The organism is Streptomyces sp. NPDC059248 (genome assembly GCF_042753905.1).
GTDB lineage: Bacteria > Actinomycetota > Actinomycetes > Streptomycetales > Streptomycetaceae > Streptomyces.
In genome coordinates, this window is sequence record NZ_JBHYZV010000004.1 from 135,380 (window position 1) to 156,303 (window position 20,924).

At 71.4% G+C, this 20,924-nt stretch carries 27 protein-coding genes; 13 read left to right on the forward strand and 14 right to left on the reverse strand.

Features of this window, described 5'->3' with window-relative positions; all coding sequences use genetic code 11:
* The first annotated feature begins 434 nt into the window (after positions 1–434).
* Positions 435–1,367 (forward strand): SIS domain-containing protein, encoded by a 933-nt coding sequence (locus tag ACFXG1_RS03365; RefSeq protein WP_384710131.1) that lies wholly within the window; start codon positions 435–437, stop codon positions 1,365–1,367.
* Between the two features lie 25 nt (positions 1,368–1,392).
* Here ACFXG1_RS03365 and ACFXG1_RS03370 read toward each other — a convergent pair whose 3' ends face one another.
* The 5 genes from ACFXG1_RS03370 to ACFXG1_RS03390 form a co-directional block, all read right to left on the reverse strand.
* On the reverse strand, positions 1,393–2,277 hold the full coding sequence (locus ACFXG1_RS03370; RefSeq protein WP_384710128.1) for a hypothetical protein: 885 nt from the start codon (positions 2,275–2,277) through the stop codon (positions 1,393–1,395).
* A 4-nt stretch (positions 2,278–2,281) separates the two neighbouring features.
* Positions 2,282–3,706, reverse strand: a complete 1,425-nt coding sequence (locus tag ACFXG1_RS03375; RefSeq protein WP_384710125.1) for a hypothetical protein — start codon at positions 3,704–3,706, stop codon at positions 2,282–2,284.
* The gene (locus ACFXG1_RS03380; RefSeq protein ID WP_384710122.1) at positions 3,706–4,122 is read right to left on the reverse strand and encodes a hypothetical protein; all 417 of its coding nucleotides are present in this window, start codon (positions 4,120–4,122) and stop codon (positions 3,706–3,708) included. Before ACFXG1_RS03380 ends, ACFXG1_RS03375 begins: the two co-directional genes overlap by 1 nt.
* 519 nt (positions 4,123–4,641) lie before the next feature.
* Positions 4,642–4,914, reverse strand: a complete 273-nt coding sequence (locus ACFXG1_RS03385) for a hypothetical protein (RefSeq protein WP_384710119.1) — start codon at positions 4,912–4,914, stop codon at positions 4,642–4,644.
* Positions 4,911–5,123 (reverse strand): hypothetical protein, encoded by a 213-nt coding sequence (locus tag ACFXG1_RS03390; protein WP_384740591.1) that lies wholly within the window; start codon positions 5,121–5,123, stop codon positions 4,911–4,913. Before ACFXG1_RS03390 ends, ACFXG1_RS03385 begins: the two co-directional genes overlap by 4 nt.
* A gap of 179 nt (positions 5,124–5,302) precedes the next feature.
* Here ACFXG1_RS03390 and ACFXG1_RS03395 point away from each other — a divergent pair, with 179 nt between their 5' ends.
* From ACFXG1_RS03395 to ACFXG1_RS03410, 4 genes are all read left to right on the forward strand, one after another.
* Positions 5,303–6,151, forward strand: coding sequence for a helix-turn-helix domain-containing protein (locus ACFXG1_RS03395; RefSeq protein WP_384710113.1), 849 nt, complete (start codon positions 5,303–5,305; stop codon positions 6,149–6,151).
* Entirely contained in the window at positions 6,127–6,420 is a 294-nt protein-coding gene (locus ACFXG1_RS03400) for a DUF397 domain-containing protein (RefSeq protein ID WP_384710110.1), read from the forward strand. Before ACFXG1_RS03395 ends, ACFXG1_RS03400 begins: the two co-directional genes overlap by 25 nt.
* A 248-nt stretch (positions 6,421–6,668) precedes the next feature.
* Positions 6,669–7,517, forward strand: a complete 849-nt coding sequence (locus ACFXG1_RS03405) for a helix-turn-helix domain-containing protein (protein ID WP_384710107.1) — start codon at positions 6,669–6,671, stop codon at positions 7,515–7,517.
* Positions 7,490–7,708, forward strand: a complete 219-nt coding sequence (locus ACFXG1_RS03410) for a DUF397 domain-containing protein (RefSeq protein WP_384740612.1) — start codon at positions 7,490–7,492, stop codon at positions 7,706–7,708. The genes ACFXG1_RS03405 and ACFXG1_RS03410 overlap by 28 nt, the downstream gene beginning before the upstream one ends.
* A 44-nt stretch (positions 7,709–7,752) precedes the next feature.
* Here the strand turns inward: ACFXG1_RS03410 and ACFXG1_RS03415 are convergent, their stop codons facing one another.
* Positions 7,753–8,286, reverse strand: coding sequence for a hypothetical protein (locus tag ACFXG1_RS03415; protein ID WP_384710104.1), 534 nt, complete (start codon positions 8,284–8,286; stop codon positions 7,753–7,755).
* Between the two features lie 127 nt (positions 8,287–8,413).
* Positions 8,414–9,364 (reverse strand): GlxA family transcriptional regulator, encoded by a 951-nt coding sequence (locus ACFXG1_RS03420; RefSeq protein WP_384710101.1) that lies wholly within the window; start codon positions 9,362–9,364, stop codon positions 8,414–8,416.
* A gap of 86 nt (positions 9,365–9,450) precedes the next feature.
* On the opposite strand from ACFXG1_RS03420, the gene ACFXG1_RS03425 reads away from it, so the two are divergent.
* Positions 9,451–9,819, forward strand: coding sequence for a cupin domain-containing protein (locus tag ACFXG1_RS03425; protein WP_384710142.1), 369 nt, complete (start codon positions 9,451–9,453; stop codon positions 9,817–9,819).
* 76 nt (positions 9,820–9,895) lie between these two features.
* Here the strand turns inward: ACFXG1_RS03425 and ACFXG1_RS03430 are convergent, their stop codons facing one another.
* Positions 9,896–10,525, reverse strand: coding sequence for a DUF2867 domain-containing protein (locus tag ACFXG1_RS03430; RefSeq protein ID WP_384710098.1), 630 nt, complete (start codon positions 10,523–10,525; stop codon positions 9,896–9,898).
* Positions 10,526–10,645: 120 nt separating this feature from the next.
* Between ACFXG1_RS03430 and ACFXG1_RS03435 the strand changes: the two genes are divergently transcribed.
* Positions 10,646–11,209, forward strand: coding sequence for a TetR/AcrR family transcriptional regulator (locus tag ACFXG1_RS03435; protein WP_384710095.1), 564 nt, complete (start codon positions 10,646–10,648; stop codon positions 11,207–11,209).
* A 107-nt stretch (positions 11,210–11,316) separates the two neighbouring features.
* Here the strand turns inward: ACFXG1_RS03435 and murQ are convergent, their stop codons facing one another.
* Both murQ and ACFXG1_RS03445 read right to left on the reverse strand, forming a co-directional pair.
* On the reverse strand, positions 11,317–12,252 hold the full coding sequence (murQ, locus tag ACFXG1_RS03440) for an N-acetylmuramic acid 6-phosphate etherase (protein ID WP_384710092.1): 936 nt from the start codon (positions 12,250–12,252) through the stop codon (positions 11,317–11,319).
* Between the two features lie 11 nt (positions 12,253–12,263).
* On the reverse strand, positions 12,264–13,205 hold the full coding sequence (locus tag ACFXG1_RS03445; protein ID WP_384740598.1) for a MurR/RpiR family transcriptional regulator: 942 nt from the start codon (positions 13,203–13,205) through the stop codon (positions 12,264–12,266).
* Between the two features lie 149 nt (positions 13,206–13,354).
* On the opposite strand from ACFXG1_RS03445, the gene ACFXG1_RS03450 reads away from it, so the two are divergent.
* Complete coding sequence (locus tag ACFXG1_RS03450; RefSeq protein WP_384715866.1) at positions 13,355–13,762, forward strand: hypothetical protein; 408 nt, start codon at positions 13,355–13,357, stop codon at positions 13,760–13,762.
* Positions 13,759–14,025 (forward strand): DUF4031 domain-containing protein, encoded by a 267-nt coding sequence (locus tag ACFXG1_RS03455; RefSeq protein ID WP_384715863.1) that lies wholly within the window; start codon positions 13,759–13,761, stop codon positions 14,023–14,025. Before ACFXG1_RS03450 ends, ACFXG1_RS03455 begins: the two co-directional genes overlap by 4 nt.
* Before the next feature lie 11 nt (positions 14,026–14,036).
* On the opposite strand, the gene ACFXG1_RS03460 is transcribed toward ACFXG1_RS03455, so the two are convergent.
* The 4 genes from ACFXG1_RS03460 to ACFXG1_RS03475 all read right to left on the reverse strand — a co-directional run bounded on the left by ACFXG1_RS03460 (position 14,037) and on the right by ACFXG1_RS03475 (position 17,520).
* Positions 14,037–14,639: a Uma2 family endonuclease gene (locus tag ACFXG1_RS03460; RefSeq protein ID WP_384715860.1), complete on the reverse strand. Its 603-nt coding sequence runs from the start codon at positions 14,637–14,639 to the stop codon at positions 14,037–14,039.
* A gap of 147 nt (positions 14,640–14,786) precedes the next feature.
* Positions 14,787–16,010, reverse strand: a complete 1,224-nt coding sequence (locus tag ACFXG1_RS03465; RefSeq protein WP_384715872.1) for a Cmx/CmrA family chloramphenicol efflux MFS transporter — start codon at positions 16,008–16,010, stop codon at positions 14,787–14,789.
* Between the two features lie 164 nt (positions 16,011–16,174).
* Positions 16,175–16,753, reverse strand: a complete 579-nt coding sequence (locus ACFXG1_RS03470; RefSeq protein WP_384715857.1) for a hypothetical protein — start codon at positions 16,751–16,753, stop codon at positions 16,175–16,177.
* Positions 16,754–16,794: 41 nt separating this feature from the next.
* The gene (locus ACFXG1_RS03475; protein ID WP_384715854.1) at positions 16,795–17,520 is read right to left on the reverse strand and encodes a hypothetical protein; all 726 of its coding nucleotides are present in this window, start codon (positions 17,518–17,520) and stop codon (positions 16,795–16,797) included.
* A gap of 68 nt (positions 17,521–17,588) precedes the next feature.
* On the opposite strand from ACFXG1_RS03475, the gene ACFXG1_RS03480 reads away from it, so the two are divergent.
* The 4 genes from ACFXG1_RS03480 to ACFXG1_RS03495 all read left to right on the forward strand — a co-directional run bounded on the left by ACFXG1_RS03480 (position 17,589) and on the right by ACFXG1_RS03495 (position 20,686).
* Complete coding sequence (locus ACFXG1_RS03480) at positions 17,589–18,287, forward strand: maleylpyruvate isomerase family mycothiol-dependent enzyme (protein WP_384715851.1); 699 nt, start codon at positions 17,589–17,591, stop codon at positions 18,285–18,287.
* Positions 18,288–18,544: 257 nt separating this feature from the next.
* Positions 18,545–19,747, forward strand: coding sequence for a type III polyketide synthase (locus ACFXG1_RS03485; protein ID WP_384715848.1), 1,203 nt, complete (start codon positions 18,545–18,547; stop codon positions 19,745–19,747).
* Positions 19,748–19,898: 151 nt separating this feature from the next.
* Complete coding sequence (locus ACFXG1_RS03490; protein WP_384715845.1) at positions 19,899–20,252, forward strand: hypothetical protein; 354 nt, start codon at positions 19,899–19,901, stop codon at positions 20,250–20,252.
* 116 nt (positions 20,253–20,368) lie between these two features.
* Positions 20,369–20,686 (forward strand): DUF6479 family protein, encoded by a 318-nt coding sequence (locus ACFXG1_RS03495; protein ID WP_384715842.1) that lies wholly within the window; start codon positions 20,369–20,371, stop codon positions 20,684–20,686.
* Positions 20,687–20,924 lie beyond the last annotated feature (238 nt).

Here is a 20,924-nt window from a genome sequence, read left to right on the forward strand (position 1 = left end):
GACGCGCCGACGCGCCCGTACCGGAAAGCGGGCCGGGTGGATCTGCTGCGGAGGAAGTGCTGTCGCACGGAGGGTGTCCCATCTGATCGCCGACAGCCCGCCGCATGTCGGTCCGGCGGGCCGGGTGAGCTGCGTACGCGCGGCTCGCGCGCTCGTCCCGGCGTCCTCGTGGGCTCCCGGGAGCCGCACGAGCCCCCGTGTCCACCGCCCGGATTGTCGAGCGATTGTTCACCAACTCCGAACAGAGGTCTACGCCACGGGGTCTCCTTTCGGCAACGGGTCGATCACTCATTCCGCCCACCGGTCCAGACCAATTCGGCCAACTGGGGTCGTGCTACGGGACCCCATTGCCGACCGGGGTGACCTGCTGCTAGGCAGTGTCTGTGGATCAGGCTGGAACAGCCGACAGCACTCAAGCTCAAGGAGCCCGACGCATGTCCCGTACGCCCACGCCGTCCGCCACTCCGTCCCGTACCGCCGCCGAGATAGCGACCCAGCCCGCGTCCTGGCGCCGTGCCGCCGAGGCCGCCGGGTCCTTTGAAGGGCTCCCGGCGCCGGGGGAGCGGGTCGCGGTCACCGGCTGCGGTACGTCGTGGTTCATGGCGATCGCCTACGCCGCCCTGCGCGAGGCCGCGGGCCTCGGCGAGACCGACGCCTTCGCCTCGTCCGAGTTCCCGGCGGGCCGCGCGTACGACCGGGTCGTGGCCATCACCCGGTCCGGTACGACGACGGAGGTCCTCGACCTCCTCGGCGGACTGAAGGGCCGGATTCCGACCCTGGCGCTCACCGCCGACCCGAACACCCCGGTCATGGCGGCGGCCGACGCCGTCGCCGTACTGGACTGGGCGGACGAGGAGTCCGTGGTCCAGACCCGGTTCGCCACCACGGCCCTGGCGTTCCTCCGCGCCGGACTCGGCGAACTCCCCGCCGCCCTGGGCGTGAAGTCCGTCGCCGACGCGGCCGTCGACGCCGAACTCGCCCTCACCGAACCCCTCCCCGAGGCCGTCGTCGCGGCCGAGCAGTGGACCTTCCTCGGCCGCGGCTGGACCTACGGCCTGGCCCAGGAGGCGGCCCTGAAGATGCGGGAGGCGGCGGGCGCGTGGACGGAGGCGTACCCGGCCATGGAGTACCGCCACGGCCCGATCTCCATCACCGCCCCCGGCCGCGTGACCTGGACCTTCGGCCCGCTCCCCGAGGGCCTGGCGGCGGATGTCGCCGGCGTCGGCGGCACCCTGGTCGCCAACACCCCCTGCGACCCCCTCGCGGACCTGATCCGCGCCCAGCGCCTCGCGGTCACCCTCGCGGAGTCCAAGGGCTACGACCCGGACCGGCCGCGCAACCTGTCGCGGAGCGTGATCCTGGGCTGAGGGGGGCCGGGCGGGGCCTCCGGGCTCAGGTGCGGTGGTCCGGGTCGCACGGCGACTCCAGGTGGATCGGTACGTCCGACGTCCGGTCGTCGCCGTCGACCGCCGCCGCGCCGAGCTTCTCGACCGCCTTGTCCCGGGTCTGGGTGTGGCGGAAGACCATCAGCCAGTTCCCGGCGGTGGCGATGCGCCACATGGCGTTCGTCTCGGCCAGCTTCATCAGCAGGTCGTCCCGGCGCTCGGCGACCGTGCCGTACCGGATCAGGGTGACGTCGTAGTCGTCCTTCGGTTCGGCGCAGGGAAAGCCCGGCTTCCACGCTTTGGTACGGCACCGCAGGACGCCCCCGGCCGTCTTGCGCTCCGTACAGCCCACTGCCCGGTCCATCGCGTCGGCGAGCGCGTCGAGATCGCCGTACCGGGGATCGTCGGGGATGTCGGGGAGGTCGCGGAGCGGGGGGAGGACGACTCCCCGGAGCGCCTCGGCGACCTTCTTGGCGTACCGCGTGGTGTCTCCCACCTTGACCCGGACCATCCAGTTGGCCCCCGCGACCAGAGTCTGCCGGTAGGGCGGCCTTCGGCTGACGTCGATCGCGTTGCCGAACCTGGCCGGGTCCCCGACCGCGGTGTTGAATACCGAGATCTCGGCATCGACCGGTTTGCCGTCGCTGGTGAAGGTGCAGCGTGCCCGGGACCCGCTGTTCGACGGCTCGTCGGTGTACCAGGTGGCTTTGCAGTCGATGCCCGCCGCGACGAGCGCGGTCAGTACCTCGTCGGCCGAGGCGAAACGGATGTCCTCGGGCACCTGGGAGGGCACCGGTACCGGCGGTTTCTTCTCGGTACCGGCGCCGAGACCGCACGCCGTCAGTACGGACACGAGCAGGAGCCCGACCGCGAGGCGCGCGGTCTTCCCCATGGATTCAGCCTCCCGGTCGCGGAGTGGGCGAAGGCCCCGGGCTGGGGGTCGGGGTCGGTGGGCAGGGGTCCTCGTAGATCTGGTCCTTCCTCGGCGGCGGGGGCATCAGCCCCGGCTCGTAGACCTCCGGCTCGCGCTCGCCCGTGCCCTTCCCGGCGGCGCCGTCATGACGCATCACCGAGTCGACCGATACGTGATCGCCCGCCGGCACCTGCGATCTGACCTGCTCGAAGGCACGGTCACGCTCGCTCTCGGTCAGTTCGTTCCACGCCATCGCGTCGTCGAGATGCGGTTCGATCCTGTCCCAGTTGTTGCCCCGAGGCTTGATGGCGCCACCGCGCGGCCCGGATTCGTCCCCGTATTGCTCATTGCTCTCCCGCATCTGCGGTGTGTCCGCGGCGTAGAGGAGGAACAGTTGCTTGTCGGTGGACGCGCCGTGCTGGTTCTCCTCGATCATCTTCAGATGGTGCGCGGCGAAGCGCACGCTCAGTTCGGGGTCGTTCTCGATCAGAACGGCCAGTTCGTCGTTGGAGAGGTCCTTGATGGGGCGGCCGCCTTCCAGCTGGAAAGAGGACTCGTACCTGGTGGCGACGGCACGGGCCGAGTCGGGCTTGATGTGCACGATCCCCAGTGACTTGTCCGTCACCTGACCGCTGGCGATCGCGGCCCAGTTGGCGAACCGCCCCATCTCGGTGAGGAAGCCGCGGCCGCTCGGATTCCAGTTCTGATACCACTGCTGTTCCTGCCAGAGGGTCGCCAGCAGCAGCTTCCGGCTGATCCCGGTCTCCGCCGACGCCTTGTTCACGGCGGCGAGCACGCTCGGCGGGACGTTGAGATGGTGGACGCCGTCCCGTCCGCCGCTCAGCCGCAGGGCGATGGCCAGCGGACTGTTCGGGTCCAGCGCCTCCCGGGCCATGTTCGCGTCACCGAGCTTGGTCATTCCCTCGATGGTCCGCATGTCACGGGCGGCGTCGCGGTCCGCGCGACTGGCTGTGGCCAGGGCGGTGCCGATGGTCTCGGCGGCCTGGTTCACCTCCTGGGTCATGTCCTTCTGCTCGCCCTCGTTCCCCGTGGGAAGGAACCGGACCCGACCACTGTCGTCGACGGTGAGATGGTGCGAAGCGGCGTAGCCGACACCACTGCGCAGATCCCGCTGCGCGTTGGTGATCGTGTCGGCCAGCCCGTCGTACGTCTTCGCCAGCGCCCGCAGGGCGACGGCCGCCGCCTCGTAGTCCCCGGCGTTCTTGTGGAACGCCTCCCGTGCGCCGCGCGCCGCGTCCCCCGCCCAGCACCTGGACAGCGTCCGGCCGATCTCGTCCCGCGCGAACGCGCCCAACGCCTCGCACTGCTGGGCGGCCCGTATGACGTCGTCGGCGGCGTCGCGCCACTGCTGCGGCTTCGCGGTGTCCAATTCCGGTACGGAGACCATCAGGACTCCTCCAGCGCGTCCGCGTTGATCCGGATCCGGGTGGCGACGGAGACGTCGTCGCCGATCTGCTGGTCCATGGCGGCGGTGACGGCGTTCGCGGCGCCCTCCGCCATCGTCGCCAGCTCCTTGAGCCGCCGCTGCCACGCCTCGACGCACTCGTCGCTCGCGCCGCCGGACTCCCACCCCGCGTGCGACGTGCCGACGGCGACGGCGTCGTCGAGCCGCGATTTCCCCTTCGCCTCGGCCTGCGCCGTGAAGAGCTGCGACGTCTTCGTCCTGATCGGACCGTCCTGCAGCCCGAGATCCCCGGCGGCGGGACCCGGGGGCCCGGCGGTGGACGCGAGCCGCATCCCGGTCTCGGAACGACGCCGTAACGCGTCCTCCTTGAGCTGATTCCATTCGTCCTCGAATGACATGCGTCCCCCTGACGGCACGTGCATCACGATGAGATGAATCGGCGACCGGGGCCCGGCGGGCCCTCCGTCGCCATGAGTGCCTTCCCCCGAAGGGCCGCGACTCAAGCATCGGACCGCGCGGCCCGGGCGTCAGGGGGAGTCGGACGGCGGGATCTCGCCCGGGATCGGGCCCGGCGCCAGTATCGGAGCGCAGAGGGGACACGCGTACACCGTCCATCCCGCGCCGTCGGCCCGTTCGACGTGCCGTACGGCGACCGGCGCGTACGTCGGCCGCCCGCAGTCGCAGCAGATCGCCGTCCGGGCGGGCGGGGGCGTCCGCGTCAGCCCCTCGCCGTTCATGACCCGGCCACCGGTCGCACTCCGGCCACCAGCGGCAGGGGTCCGGCCGAAATCCGGAAAACGTACGGACGCGCGACCACGTCCGGGCTAAGGTCCCTCACGTTCGTCAGCTCCTTGTTCGAGAGTCGGCTGATGGGCCGTGCCCCCGGACGTTGCCGCGTCGCGGGGGTCCACCCGTGTTCACCTTGCCGTTCGGATGCCGGTGTATGCGGCGTCCCGGGCCAGTGCCTGCTCACGGACCCGCAGGGCCATTTCGTTGACGCAGCCCCCGCAGGCGTACAGATCGCCGATCGCGGCGGGCGTACGGACCGAGCCGATCCACAGCACGGGCACGCCCCGCCGCCCGCAGTAGAGCCAGCAGCCGCCGGTCACCCAGGCGTTGCCGTCCCCGGGCCGCGCGGGCGCGGGCCACACACCGCGCCACGGGAACCGGGCGGCGGACGTACGGCTCACGCCCGCCCCGCCCCCCGCTCCACCACGGCCGCGAGGGCGAGCGCGACGGGGGGCGCGACGCGCCCCAGCTCGATCAGCGGCAGCGGATCGGCGGCGGCGTACGTACACGGATCCACCCCCAGCGACGGCAGCCGCACCCCGGCCCGCGCGAGCGCTTCGCCGAGCGCGTCGCACGCTTCCTCGGCCTGCCTGATCTTCCCGTCCGCCATGAGCGGTTGCTCCAATCCTGATATTTCCCCCGTTTGCCTGTATGTCATACGGGAGTTGGGCTACTCTGCGTGTCCCGAGCGTCACTGAGCTTGGGCCCGGACCTTGCGAGCGACAACGTGTATGGCGGCTACTTCCACACCGTCCGGGAGTTACTTCCACACGGTTGGAAGGGGGCGCCATGCCACCTAGGAAAGCGACGACGGGCCGCAGCCAATCTCCGCGCCAGCGGTTCGCCGAGGAACTACGAGCACTACGGATCGAGTCGGGCGAGAGCCTGCGCAAACTGGCCGACCGGCTGGGCTGGGACTGGTCGCTGTTCGGCAAGATGGAGAACGGCGAGACGATCGGCGGCCCTGAGGTCGCGATCGCGCTGGACCAGCACTACGGGATGCGGGGAGCACTGCTGGCGCTGTGGGAGTTGGCGCTGGGGGACTCGACGCAGTTCAAGGCGCAGTACCGGCGCTATATGAAGCTGGAGGCCGAGTCCACAAGCCTTTGGCACTTTGCTGTGAGCGTTCTGCCTGGCCTGCTCCAGACGGACGGCTATGCCACGGCGGTGCTGTCGGCAGGCGGCGCGGGCGGTGTGGAACTAACCCAGCAGGTAGAGGCGCGAGCCAGTCGACGGGCGCTGTTGGTGGGCGACGACATACCGTACTTCCGAACGATCCTGTCGGAGGCGGTCCTGCGTACACCTCTTGGTGATCCTCGCGTATGGCGAGGGCAGCTGGAACATCTGCTCACCATGGCGGACCACCCGAGGATCACGCTCCAGGTGCTGCTCCAAGGGGCTGGCCTGCATGGTCTCGACAGCACGACGGTGATGTTTCTCCGGCTTACGGGCGGGCAGTCCGTGGCCTATACGGAGAACGCATACCGAGGTGAACTCATCGAAGAAGGCACATCTGTTGACCGTCTTCAGGTCGCATACGATGCGGTACGCGACCTGGCGCTGCCCCCTGCCGAGTCGCGGACATTCATCCTGCGGATGTTGGAGGAAGTGCCATGCGACGCCCCACCTTCGACCTGAGTGCCGTCACCTGGCGCAAGAGCAGCCACAGCAACCCTGATGGCGGCGCCTGCTTGGAGGTCTCCGACGACCTTCTCGCCACCGCTGCCTGGTTCAAGAGCAGCTACAGCAACTCCGACGGCGGCGAGTGCGTCGAGATCGCCGCGAACCTCCCCGCCGTCATCCCGGTCCGTGACAGCAAGACCCCCGAAGGCCCCGTCCTGATCTTCCCGGCCGCCGACTGGTCCACGTTCGTCACGGCGGTCAAGAGGGGCACGCTCCCCTCCTGATCGAATCCGACCCGAACGGCCCCGCCGCGACCGATGGCTGTCAGTGCCATCGGTCGTGGTGTTGGGCTCGCTCTGCGTAACCGCTCAACCGATAATTCCCCCATTTGCCGATACGGCATAAGGGTGTTGGGTGTGTTGTGTATGCCGAGTGCAACGAGAATGAGCCCTGACGGGGGGCGAGTACGGCGAACGACCCCTTCATGCCATGCCATCCGGCCGCACAGTTCACCATCCCCGGAGGGAGCGTCATGGGGTCGAGGAGAGCCACCACGGGGCGCAGCCAGTCCCCTCGCCAACGGTTCGCGGAGGAGCTCCGCCTCCGCCGCGCGGAGAGTGGCGAAACGTTGCGCAAGCTGGGCGACGCGCTGGGCTGGGAATGGTCCCTGTTCGGGAAGTTGGAGAAGGGCGAGAGCCTCGGCAGCTCGGATGTCGCGGAGGCGCTGGACCAGCACTACGGCATGAAAGGCGGGCTGATCGCCTTGTGGGAGCTGGCGTTGGCGGACCCCACCCAGTTCAAGGCGCAGTACCGCCGCTACATGCTGCTGGAGGCGCAGGCGGTGAGCCTGTGGCATTACGCCGTCGGTCTGCTGCCGGGGTTGCTCCAGACCAAGGAGTACGCGACCGAACTGCTCACCGCCGGCGGTCTCACAGGCCATGAGCTGGACCGGCAGGTGGAGGCCAGATCGGGCCGCGCGGAGCTGTTGACCGTGGACGGGACGACACACTTTCGGACGATTCTCTCCGAGGCCGTGCTGACGACGCCGCTGGCCGACCCCGACGCGTGGCGTAGGCAGTTGGAGCATCTGCTGGCGATGGGCGAACTCCCCAATGTCACCATCCAGGTGGTGCGCCAGACGGCGGGGATCCACAGCCTGACGAACACCGACACGATGTTCCTGCGCTCCCCGGACGACCACACCGTGGCCTGGGTGGAGACGGGCTACGCGGGCTATCTGGTGGAGGAGCGGGCCGCCGTCAACCGGCTCTGGCTCGCCTACGATGCCGTACGCGACCTGGCGCTTTCCCCGGCCGAGTCGCGAACTTTCATCCTGGGAATGCTGGAGGACGCATCGTGCGACGCCCCCTCGTCGATCTGAACGCGGCCGTCACCTGGCGCAAGAGCAGCCACAGCAACCAGGACGGCGGCGCGTGCGTCGAGATCGCACGACTCCCGGCGGTGGTCCCGGTCCGTGACAGCAAGACCCCGGACGGCCCCGTCCTGATCTTCCCGGCCGCCGGCTGGTCGACCTTCGTCACGGCCGTCAAATCGGCCGTGCTCACCGCCTGACGGCCGCGGCCGGCCCGCCGCGACGGCGGGCCGGCGGGAGCGGCTCAGGTGCAGGCGCTGACGTGGACGGTCCGGGTGGAGGAGGTGTCGGCCCAGGGGCCGGGCGGATTCCAGGTGGGGCTGTCGCCGTAGCGGCGGTGTGTCGAAGACTGTTCGAACTTCCAGTCGCCGACGACACATGACACCTCGGGCGTGCCGTAGTTGTCCCAGTGCGAGCCGGTTCCATCGGGCATGGAACCGTTGTGGACCTTGCCGTTCGGGTCGGTGAGCCGGAAGCGCAGATCCTTGGCGTCGCACTGGGCCGGAGCCCAGCCGAAATTTCCGTTGATCTTGCATTCGGAGGTGAGCGTCGGCGTGAGCTGCCCGAACTTCTCGCCCAGACACAGGAGGGTACGTACCTCGAACGTGCTCTCCGGGTAGTGCCAGCCCGCCTCTCCGGCGCAGTGCCAGTTGAAGCTCTCCGCGCTCACGGGCGCGGCCTGGGCGGTGGCCGGAAGGCCGAGGGCGGTGACGCAGACTGCCGCGCCCGCCGCCACCATCAGGGAAGCCCGCCCCCGGCGCGTACCTACCGTTGACATGTGTTGCTCCTTCTGCCGAGCCCGCTGATACCACTCGTCACCCTTCCGTTCCGCCCGCCGCCGTAACCCGGCGGGCTCCGAGGTTCACCTCACCGCGTGAACGGGTCGAACAAAGGGGGGATCGCGGTCAACGCGGCGTCGCCCGGAACGCCCTTCGGTACGCGCCCGGAGTCGTTCCCACCGAGGCCAGGAAGCGGCGGCGGAGGTTTGTCGCGGATGAGAGGCCGGCGCGGCGGGCCACCGTGTCGAGGGGGAGGTCCGTCGTCTCCAGCAGTTCGCGGGCCGTGGCGATGCGCTGGGCGAGCAGCCAGCGGCCGGGGCTGGTGCCGAGCTGGTCGGTGAAGCGGCGGGCCAGGGTGCGGACCGAGAGGCCAGCGTGGGCGGCCAGGTCGCCGAGGTCCACCGGGTCGCCGATGCGTTCCACCGCCCACTCCAGCAGCGGGGCGAGGGTGCCGTCGAAGTCGGCGGGGTGGGGCGGGGCCGCGTACTGGAGCTGGCCGCCCTCGCGGTGCGGGGGCATCACCATATTGCGGGCGATCCGCGCGGCGTGCCGGGCGCCGTGGTCGTTCCGGACGAGATGGAGGCAGAGGTCGATCCCGGCGCCGGAGCCCGCGCTGGTGGCGACGTCGCCGTGGTCCACGTAGAGGACGTCCGGGTCGAGGCGGACGTCCGGGAAGCGCGCGGCGAACTCCTCCGCCTGGCCCCAGTGGGTGGTGGCGCGGCGGCCGTCGAGGAGACCGGCGTACGCGAGGACGAAGGCGCCCGAGCAGATGCTGACGATCCGCGCGCCCCGGGTATGGGCGCGGCGCAGGGCGCGGACGGTCCGCGGGGACGGCGGTCGCCCGATCGGCAGCCGGCCGGGGACGACCACGGTGTCCGCGCGGGAGAGCGCGTCGAGTCCTTCGGCGACGAGCATGTCGTAGCCGGCGATGGTGGGGACCTGGCCGGGGTGCTCCGTACAGACGGAGAAGTCGTAGCGGGACGGGATACCCGGCCGGTCGACCCCGAACACCTCCGCCGCGCAGGCGAGTTCGAAGGTCGACTGCGGCGGGTGCACGAGGGCCGTGACGCGATGCATGGCAGGAAAGTATCCTAGGACGTCTTTTCTGACACTCGGCGGACCGGGGGCCGGGCGCGAGGCTGGACGGCATGACGAACGACGCAATGAAGAACGAGAAGAACCAGAAGAACGAGAAGAACGAGGCGACGGAACACGGCAACGCGGGCTATGTGTGGTCGGCCGTCGCCGACGCGCCCGTACGGGAGCTGTTCCCGGGGATCCGGCAGCGCCCCCTGTGGGCGGGCGGGAACGGCGCTTCGGCGCAGGTCCTGGAGATGGATCCCGGCTCCTGCTGGGAGGGGATCGACGTCCACGCCCCCGGCCCCGAGGAGGTCTTCGTGGTCTCCGGGGTGTTCAACGACGGCGAACGGGACTATCCGGCGGGCAGCTTCATCCACGCGCCCGCGGGTTCCTCGCACGTACCGCAGTCGGCGACGGGCTGCACGATCTTCGTCTTCTACCCGGAGGGCTGACGCGCGCCGCCGCCCGGGAAGGGGAAGGCCGACGGGCCCCTGGAGCACCCCCGTGACCCCAGGGACCCCGTCGGGCTCACCCGGCCGTGCGGAGAGGTGCCGTCTCCTCCCAGCGGCGGCCCATGGCCTTGAACATGGCCGGATAGACGCCGAGACGGCGGAACGGCTTGATGACCGCCAGATAGATGCGGCCGAAGAGGCCGTTGGGCTTCACCAGGACGGCCATCTGGGCGTGGTGGCCGCCCGCGCCGTCCGGCACCCAGCCGATGTGCATCGCCGCGTGCACGGTCCTGTTGGCGACCTCGGCGATCCACTCGTCATGGGTCCGGTAGACGGATCTGAACGGGACGGGCTTCAGATCCGGGCCCCGGGGCCCGTCGAGCAGATCGTCCGGGAGCCGTTCGCGGAGCGACGGGACCCGGGCGCCGACTCCCGTACCGGGTTTGTCCCAGCCCAGGAGGGCGCCGAGCTTCCAGCGGACCAGGAACAGGGTGGCGGCCACCGGATGCGCGAACGGGGAAGCCGACCGCTCCGGCACCGCCGCCGCCCCGTCCTGGGCGGTTCCGGCGAACTGGCGTACGAGATGGATCAGATCGTCCGGGCCGCCCGGTGTGGGCAGTCGCCAGACGTCCGCGAGGGCGAAGTCCTCCGCGATGGCGTGGATCCGCCAGGGGCGGGAAGTGTGCGCGCTGCTCGGCAGCCTCATGCGGTTGCCCCCCTTGACTATACGGTGGCGTATAGAGGGAGACTAGACGGATCTATACGGTGCCGTCTATACGTTCCCGTATAGATCCTGGGCGGATGCGGGCGGATGAGGAGTCGGAACGTGGGCGTGACGAGAACACCGAGAGGCAAGTGGATCGAGGAGGGGCTGCGGGCGCTCGCCGCCGGCGGCCCCGAGTCGGTCCGGATCGAACCGCTGGCCCAGGCGCTCGGCGTCAGCAAGGGCGGCTTCTACGGGCACTTCGCGAACCGGGACGCGCTGCTCGCCGAGATACTGGACGCGTGGGAGAGCTCGGGCACGGACGGTGTGGTGGCCCGGGTCGAGCGCGACGGCGGTGATGCCAGGAAGAAGCTGGCGCGGCTCTTCGGGATCGTCGCGGTCCGGGCCGAGGAGGAACCCGCCACCAGCATCGCCGTCGACCTGGCCGTGCGGGACTGGGCCCGCCGCGACGAGGACGTCGCCCGCAGGCTGCGACGGGTCGACAACCGGCGCATGGAGTATCTGCGCACGCTGTTCCGGGAGTTCTGCGCGGACGAGAAGGACGTCGAGGCGCGCAGCATGCTCGCGTACTCCCTCCGGATCGGCTACCACTACGTGGCGGTGGACCACGGGGAGTACAGCCGGGGCGAGGTGATGGAGATGATCCGGGACATGCTGCACGCCTGACGGGGCCGGGCCGGTGCCGGTGACCGGTGCGGGTCACCGGAACCGGGCACCGGAGCGGGGCACCGGAACGGCCGGGGCCCACCCGTTACGGCCGGTGCCCGCTCGCCTCAGCCGTCGCCCCGCAGCGCCGCCCGCAGATGGCCGTTCGACTCCTCCAGCAGCCGGGTCGCCGACTTCGCGTCGGTGTCGGCGAGGATCATCAGAATCGCGGGCTTCACCTCGCCGCCCGTGGCCTCCAGGGCCGATTCGATCTCCTCGGCCGTGGCACCCGTGGCGAAAGAAACGATTCGGCGCGAGCGGGCCCGGAGTTTGTCGTTGGACGCGCGCATATCGACCATGAGGTTCCCGTACGTCTTGCCGAGCCGGATCATCGTGATCGTCGAGATCATGTTGAGCACCAGCTTCTGGGCCGTACCGGCCTTCAGCCGGGTGGAGCCGCTGAGGAGCTCCGGTCCCACGACCACCTCCACACCGTGGTCGGCCGCCGCCGCGAGCGGGCTGTTCGCGTTGTTGGAGAGGCCGATGGTCAGCGCGCCGACGCCCCGGGCGTAGCGGACCGCGCCGACCGCGTAGGGCGTACGGCCGGACGCGGAGATCCCGACCACCGTGTCGTCCGGGCCGAGACCGAGCCCGGCCAGGTCCGCCGCGGCCAGGTCCTCCCGGTCCTCCGCGCCCTCGACGGCCGTGACGAACGCCGCGGGCCCGCCCGCGATCAGGCCCACGACCTGCTCCGGGGCCGTATTGAAGGTGGGCGGGCACTCACTCGCGTCCATCGTGCCCATCCGGCCCGCCGTACCGGCGCCCGCGTAGATCAGCCGGCCGCCGCGGGCCATCCGCTCCGCCGCCGCGTCGATCGCCGCGGCGATGACGGGTAGCTGCTCCGCGACGGCGCCGGGGACCGAACGGTCCTCGGTGTTCATCAGCCGGGCGATGCCGAGCGTCGGCAGCCGGTCGATCTCCGCGAGATCGGGCCGGAACGCCTCGGTGGTGAGCGCGGCCAGCTGGGCGCCGAGTTCGCGGTACGCGGGCGGGACGGACGTCATGGGCGACTCCTTCATCGATGGGTGGTGGTCCGGGGGGAGTGCCGGTGCGCGAGGGCCTCGTAGGAGGCGGCGAGCGCGGGCGCCGCGGTCTCGTACGTCCGCTGCGCCACACCTATGAACAGGCAGTCCACGACGAGCAGTTGTCCCGTACGCGATGACATCGCGGCGGGCCGCAGCTCGCTCTCCCGCGCGGTCGACGTGGTCAGGACATGGTCGGCGTACTGCGTGACCGGGCTGTCGGGGCGGCCGGTGATCGCGACGGTCGTCGCACCGCGTTCGAAGGCGGTACGGAGCGGTTCGATGACGTCGCCCGTGGAGCCCGAGTGCGTGATGGCGATCGCCACGTCGCCGGTCCTGAGCTGGACCGCGTTGGTGACCGCGAGATGCGGATCGGCGTGGGCGTGGGCGATCAGCCCGATCCTGAGCAGCTTCTGCACCAGGTCCATACCGACGAGCGACGACGCCCCGACGCCGTAGACGTCGATCCTGCGGGCGGTCGCCGCGGCCACGACCGCGGCGGTGAGCTGGCTGATGTCGAGTCCGGCCGCGGTGTCGGCGAGGGTCTGCCGCTCGTCGTGGGCGAGCTTGGCGACGACGTCCCCGATCGGGTCGTCCACCGCGATGTCCGCGGTGACGGCGGGCGCGCGCCCGGACTGCTGGTGGGCGGCGAGCCCGGCGAGGGCGAGCCGCAGATCGCGGTAGCCCGGGTAGCCGAGCAGCCGGGCGGTACGGACCACGGTGGCCTCACTCGTACCGGTCCGGGTCGCCAACCCGGTGACCGTGAGGGCGGCGCAGCCCGCCGGATCGTCGGCGACGGCCTCGGCGACCCGCTGCATCGAGCGGGTCATGGAGGGGGCGAGCGTACGGACCTTGGCGGCGAGGGCGGCGGGCGCGGGCGGTGTGTCGCTGGCGGCTGCCCCCTTGTTGAAAATTTCCTTCACCGAATTACCCATGGTATGAAAGCTATTTTCACATCATGGGGCCGGTCAAGACCCCCGGCGGTAACCGTTGGTATAGGTCGGGCAAGGAAAGACCAGCTCGTGGGGCCTCTGGGACGCGACGGGACCTTCGGGTCGGCCGACGGGTGCGGGACAATGGCGGCATGGACGATGCCGACCCCCTGGAGCAGGCGCTGCACACCGCCCGCGCCCTGATCCTCGCCGACCTCGCGGCCCGCGACGTCGCGGACGCCGACGTGGTCTCCCTGGTGGAGGAGGCCGTCGTCCATCGCCGCTGGTGGGTGGAGCAGTGGCCGGAGGGCGTCTCCTACGTCACCGGACTCGTCGCCCAGGACGTCCAGGACGCCCTGCTGGAGCGGCACGGCCGCTGGCCCCTCTGCCCGGTCTGCGACACCGGCGACCCGCACGCCCTCGGCGTCGAGCCCGAACTGGGCGATGACCCCCACTGGGTCTGCGAGCAGGCGGGCGTGGTCGTGGCCAGGGTGGGAACGCTCGGCGCGGGCGGCGCCGGTGGCACGGGCGGCGCGGCGGGTGCGGACACCGCCGGATGACCGTCTACATCGATCCGCCGACCTGGCCGGGGCACGGCACGACATGGTCGCACCTGATCAGCGATGTCTCGTACGACGAACTCCACGCCTTCGCCGCCTCCATCGGCTGCCCGCGCCGGGCCTTCGAACGCGACCACTACGACGTCCCGATCCACCGCTACCGCGACGCCGTCGCGGCGGGCGCCGTCGAGATCCCCAGCCGCGAGATCGTCCGCCTGCTCCTGGCGGCGGGCCTCCGCCACCGCAGGAACGGGCCGGCGTAGCCCGTCGCGGTTCAAACCGGGAAGGCCGAGGTGTCGATCTTGAGGTCGAACGGCTCGGGGAGGTGGAGCTGGTCGCCGAACGGTACGCGCCGCGTGAGCAGGTAGGCGCCGTTCTTCGGCTCGGTGAAGAGCGTCGACGTCGGCCCGTGCCGGTCGAAGCGGTCCACGAGGAGATACGTCGGGATCCCCGCCTGCGCGTACGCGTCGCGCTTGGTCACCCGGTCGTCGTCCGCGTTGAACGGTGAGGTGACCTCGACGACCAGCAGCGCCTCCCCCGCGTCCACGGGAGTGTTCCTCCCGGCGGGCACGGCGGCGACCACATCGTCGGGGACGACGACCAGATCGGGGATGCAGAGCTTCTCGGAGGCGACGATCTGGATCCCCAGGGTCTGGAAGATCTCCCACTCGGTGGGAAGCACGGTGAGCAGAGCCCGTTGCAGCTTGGCCGTGATCCGGTTGTGCTGTGCGTGCCGAGGCGAAACCAGGCGGATCCGTCCTTCACCGATTTCCGCGTGCCACCCCTCGGGCACGTCCAGCTCTCGCCAGGTGTCCAGGAGCAAGTCCCACAGTCGGTCATGCGACATCTGGACCATTTCGGTCTTCGCGGCTGTCATCGCGGATCCCTTCCCCCATGGCCTGACGGAGCCAACGTAGGTAGGTGGCGCCGCACGCGTCGTCCACTTCGGCCAGCATTCCACGATCGGGTGACGGACGAACGGAACCCGGACGCTCCGGGGCGTCCGGGGCGTCCGGGCGGCGGCTCAGATCCGTTCCGCGCCCGTCCCGGTCGGCACCGCGTCCGCGTGGACCGCCAGCGCGGCGGAGCCCGTGACCACCCGCGAGCGGCCGTGGAGGCGCATCGCGACCATCACCAGGGCCAGGGCCGTGATCAGCATCGCCGCGCCCGCCCAGGCCGGGGACTCGTAGCCCAGGTCGGCGTCGATGACCGTGCCGCCGAGCCAGGGGCCCACGGTGTTGCCCAGGTTGAACGCGGCGGTCGTGGTCGCAGCCGCGAGCGTCGGGGCCGCGTTCGCCACATTGAAGATCCGGGCGTTCAGCGCCGGGGCCGTGTAGAACGCCGAGACACCCAGCAGGAACGCCAGGACGATCACCACCGCCGGTACGGTCGCGAAGACCGCGAGCGCCGCCAGGAAGACCGTGGACGCCGCGATACCGCTGATCATCACGCCGAACAGATGCGCGTCGGCGACCCGGCCGCCGATCGTCGTACCGACCAGCGCGCCGATGCCGAAGAGCGCGAGGACCGTGGAGACCCAGCCGTCGCCGATGCCCGCGACATCGGTGAGCAGCGGGGCGAGATACGAGAACGCGGCGAAGACGCCGCCGCCCGCGAGCGCCGTGATGACCACCGCGAGCCAGACCTGCCGGTCGCCGAAGATCGACAGCTCGCGCTTCAGCCGGGGCTTTTCGGCGGGGACCGGGATGTGCGGGATCTTGGTCACCACGCCGACCAGCGCCACCGCCGACGCGATGCCGACCGCCCAGAACGCGGAGCGCCAGCCCAGCTGCTCACCGAGGAAGGCGCCCAGGGGGACGCCCAGCACATTGGCGATCGACAGTCCGCCGATCATCACGGCCATGGCCCGCGCCCGGGAGTTCACCGGGACCATCGCCACCGCGACGGCCGCGCCCAGCGCCCAGAAACCGGCGCAGGCGAGCGCGCTGACGACCCGGGACACGAACAGGATCTCGTACGTCGGCGCCAGCGCGCCGGCCACCTGGCCCAGGCCGAAGACGGAGATCAGGGCGATCAGGGTGGCCTTGCGGGGCAGTTTGAGGGTGGCGACCGCGAGCAGCGGGGCGCCCACGACCATGCCGATCGCGAAGGCGGATATCAGCAGCCCCGCCTGCGGGATCGAGACGTCCATGTCGTCGGCGATGGGCGGCAGCAGCCCGGAGAGCATGAACTCACTGGTGCCGAGGGCGAAGACGGAGAGCCCGAGGATGTAGACCGCGAGCGGCATCCCGGGGCGTTCGGGCGAGGCGGTCACGGTGGTGGTGGGGGCGGGGGGCGGCACGGGAGCGGATTCGGGCATGACAAGGGGAACCGCCGGGGACGCCGTACGCATTCCCCGCCCGCGGTGATGACACCTTTCCGCAACAGAGCCTTGATGCGCGGGACCGGCGACTATCCGCCCGTCAGCGCCGCGTTCGCACCGCCCCGCAGGTCCTCGTATCCCTGCGCGATCAGGGCCGCCGGGGCCCGGCAGGCGGTCCTGGCCGACTCCGCGGCGGGGGCCTTCGCGCACTCCAGCCTTCCGTACGTCCCGACCGCGTCCCGCAGCTTCCGCGCCACGCCGGTCAGCGTCGCGAAGCCCTCCCGTCCCGCGGTCTCCCGCAGGGCCAGCGCCGCGGCCTCGTCGGTGGCGGCAGCGGCGGCGGCGCACTTCTCCGTGAACATCCGGGCCGACGCCGTCGAGCAGGGCGAGCCGGTCCCCGAGCCGTACCGCCCCTCGCCCTCCGCGATCTTGTTCAGTACGGCGCCGTGGACCTCCTCGGCGGTACGCGCCTTCGGCGGCAGCGATACCTCCCGCGAGATCGCGTCCTTTCCGGCGGCGGGCGCCGCGGCGGACGAGCGGGCCGCGGCGGGGCGGTCGTCACCGCCGTCCGTACAGCCCGTGAGCAGCAGCAGGGCGGACAGCGCGGCCACCGCGACGGGACCGCGCGCCCATCGAGTGGCGGGCGGGACGGAAGAAACGAGCACCATGATCAACCCCCAGGAGTGTGGCGACACCCTATAGCGGTGGATCAGCCCGCCCCGGCGGTGAGGCGCGCCAGTTCGGCCGTCATGTTCGCCCGGGCCGCCGACTCCCACTCCCGGGTGCCGTACGGGGTGTGGAAGAGCCGGGGCAGCTCCAGCAGCCGGCGCAGGATCTCCGCCCGGCCCCGCCGGAACGCGTCGTCGGGGACGAAGGCGTACTCCTCCCGTACCGCGTCGGCATAGGCGCGGTACGCCTCCGGGTCGGACGCCAGGACCCCCAGGTCGGCGTCGCAGAGCGCGGCGCCGTTGGCGTCGCCGGGGCCCGGCGCGTGCGAGACCGTGAGCCGCACCAGACGGGCCACCTCCGCCGTCGCCGCCGGGTCGAGGCCCGCCTCCGGGAGGGCGCGCTCCGCGAGCCGGGCCGACCGCTCCTCGTTCTCGGCGCGGTCCGGGCGGTACACCGCGTCGTGGAACCAGGCCGCGATCCTGACCAGGTCGGGATCGGCGGCGTGGTCGGCGACGAGGTCGATCCGGTCGAGTACGGCGACCAGGTGGTCCGTACCGTGGTACCGGCGCTGCGGCTCCGACCAGCGGGCCAGCAGCTCCTCGGCGTACGGCCGCGGATCGCGGCCGGGACCGGGTGCGGGACTTGGGCCCGGACCGGGTGCGGCGGTGGGGACGTTCCGTGCTCCGGTCAGCGCCCGCGCCCAGCGCGCGTGCAGCACGGACAGCACGGCCGGGTCGGACGGCTCGTACGGGGAGTCGGCGGTCATGCGCCGACTGTAGAACCGGGCGGTACGAAGCCTGGCCCCGGGTCCCCCTCATTTGCTTGGCTGGCCCCATGGAACCCACCACGGAACCCACCAGGCCCGCCGACCCCACGAGCACCGGCCCGGTCCGCGATCCGGAGCTGCCCGGCCTCCTCTTCAGGACCGAGCGGGACGCGCTGATCCCGCTGCTGCGGGCCCGGCCCGACGACGACTTCGCGATCCGGACCTGCTGTCCCGGCTGGACCGTGCGGCATATCGTCGCGCACTGCGTGACCGTACTGTCCCGGGTGGTCGAGAACCGCTACGAGAAGGACGTCTTCTCGCCCGCGTCCAACGACCGCGACATCGCGGGCGTCGCCGACCGGTCGAACCGGGACCTCGTCGACGACTTCGAACGGCTGCTCACCGACGCGGGACCGGTGATCGCCGCCGCCGGGCACGGCAAGCTCGACGGCATCGGCTTCGGCGAGTGGGTGCACGCGGGCGATCTGCGGGACGCGCTCGGCGAACCGGGGGCGTACGAGGGCGAAGGGCTGCCCCACGCCCTCGCACTGCTCGCCGCGCTCAGCCGGGCCCGCCGCGCCCAGCCGCTGCTGGCCCGGCTCGACGGACACGGGTCGCCGCTCGTCCTCGGCGCGGACAACCCCGGGCCCGCCCTGTACAAGGGACCGGCCGGGACGCTGATCCGGCTGGTCACGGGGCGTCCGTTGACGGGGACGCGCTATGAGCTGACCGGGGCGACGGAGGCCGAACTGGTCTTCTTCGCATAGCCGCCCCGGGTCGGTACGCGGCGGCCGAGAGGCCCCGCGCCCGGCGGCCCGGCCGGCGCGTCCCCGCGCCCCGCCGGGCCCCCTTCAAGCCAACGACCCTTGCTGAGCAGGCCGTTCGGCGACCTTCGAGAGCTCCTGCTGTCCGAAAGTCGATCTTGCCGGGCGATATCCGGAGACGCATGCTTCCTAACGCGCGGACCCCCCATCGAACACATCACCGAATCCGCGCACTCCCCCCACCTATGAAGGAAGCACCGGTGACGATCACACCCGAGCGGGAACCCCGTACCCGCGTCGCCATCCACCGCCCCGCCGTCGTCCTCCCCGACCATGTGGTCACCCAGGAGGAGATGATCAGCGCCCTCGGGGACCACTTCGCCCGAATACCCCATGTCGAGCGCGGCCTCGACCTGATGCGCAGTACCACCGTACGGACCCGCAGCCTGGTCGCCGACCTGCCGGCCATCCTCGCGCCCCGCTCCTTCGGCCTGCGCAACGCCCACTACCGGAAGGAGGTCGTCCGGCTCGGGGCCTCGGCCGCTGAGCGGGCCCTCCGGTCCGCCGGAACCGACCCCGCCGACGTCGACGCCTTCGTCTTCGTCTCCTGCACCGGCTACGCGCTGCCCGGCCCGGACGCCTACATCGCCCAGGAGATCGGCCTCCGGCCGACCGTACGGCGCACCCCCATCCAGCAACTGGGCTGCGCCGCCGGGGCCTCCGCCCTCGCGGAGGCGTTCCACTTCCTCCAGGGCTACCCCGAAGCGACGGTCCTCGTCGTCGCCGCCGAACTCAGCTCCCTCTCCTTCCAGCCCGAACAGCACTCGCTGAGCGACTTCATCTCCAACGGCGTCTTCGGCGACGGCGCCGCCGCCGCCGTACTGCGCCGCGCGACCCCCGGGGCCACGGGCTTCCGGATCCACGCCGCCCGGCAGCATCTGCTCCCCGAATCCCAGTCGGTGATCACGGGCAGCACCACCGAGGAGGGCTTCCACTTCCGGACCGATCCCCGGGTGCGTTCCACGGTGCCCCGGGTGATTCCCGAGATCGAGGCCTTCCTCACCGAGCTCGGCTGGAAGCCGGACGAGCTGGAATTCTGTGTCTCCCACACCGGCGGGCCGGTCATCATGGACGGCGTGGAAGAGGGCCTCGGGCTGCGGCCGGGGACTCTGAGGCACAGCCGGGAGAGCATGGCCCGGATGGGGAACACCTCCAGCGTCTCCGTCTTCGACGTCCTCCGGCGGCACCACGGGGACGGTTCCCCGGAGTCGGGCACCCCGGAGCCGGGATCGCGGGGTCTGATCGTCGCCTTCGGGCCCGGGTTCACCACCGAGGTGCTCGCCGGCTCCTGGCACGACGACGGGGCCGCACGGACCGAACGGGCCGGGCAGGCCGGGCAGGCCAGCCGCGCCGGGCGGACCGCAGGGACCGGGTGGCCCGGCGGGACCACCGGCACCGGCTGACCGGCCCCGCCGTCGCGCCCTGCGCCGTTCGGGTGATGCCGGACCGTTTCCCCACCATCCGTGCGTGTGACGCGCGGATGCGGGGCGGCCCACCGGGCATGAATCGCCACGGCAACCGCCCGACCAGCAGAAAGACCCCTTGATGCGTCTGATGCGTCTTCGTTCCGCCGTCACCGCCGGCACCGCGGCCCTCGGCGCCGTCCTGCTCCTCGTGGCCGTCCCGGCCTCCGCCTCCGCCGCCACGGGGCAGTTCCGTTACGACTACACGACCGTCGACGGCTACCAGGCCTCCGGCTTCCTGAACAACCCGCCGAGCGGCGAGTGCCTGGACCTCCCCGGGGTCGGCCCGGAGAACCCCGAGCCCGGCCACTCGCCGAAGAACCGTACCGACTCCTGGGCGACGGTCTACTCCGGATCGGGCTGTACGGGCGCCGTCTTCCGGCTCCGGCCGGAGACCGGCGGGGCGTCGGAGCGGCTGAAGGTGCGGTCCGTCGTCTTCGACTGAGGCACCCGGGGCCCTCGGGGAGGGGCACAGATATCGGAAATGTGCCGGAATCATCCAGTGGGGTGACACTGGAAGGCGGGGAAGCACCCCGGGTGCCACGTCATACGGAGGCGGACATGGCCGGAATGATCATTTTCGGGCTCCTCCTCGCGGGCATGCTCTGCGCCGCGATGTGGTGGGACGGCCGGCGGCGCGCGAATCTGGTGACTCCGCGCCCCGACGAGCAGCCGCACCGCCCCGAGCACAGTGAGCACGTCGAGGAGGTCCGTGAGGAGGACGGCCCCGACGCCTTCCCCCAGGACGGTGGACGGCTGCTCCCGTACAACATGCGTCCGCACAGCAGCCACAGCACCGGCAAGGGGCGGGAGTCCCGGCCCAAGCACGGGCCGAACGCCCACAGCGGTTCCTTCGGCAGCGGCGGACTGGGCGGCTGAGCCCGGACCGGGTCCGGCGGAATCCGGTGGACCCCGGACGGAGGACAGAAGGCCCGCCCGTCGGCGGGTGACCGTATGCGGCACCGTTGTACGGACCTCCGTCCGGCGATACGGAAGGGGCCCCGGGCGGGGGAACCCCCCCGGGGCGCCGACCGAGTGCCCCCCCCCCCCCCCCCCCCACCCAACGACCCGGCGGGGAGGACCCCCGCCCACCGCCGGTGGCCCCCCCCCAAAACCC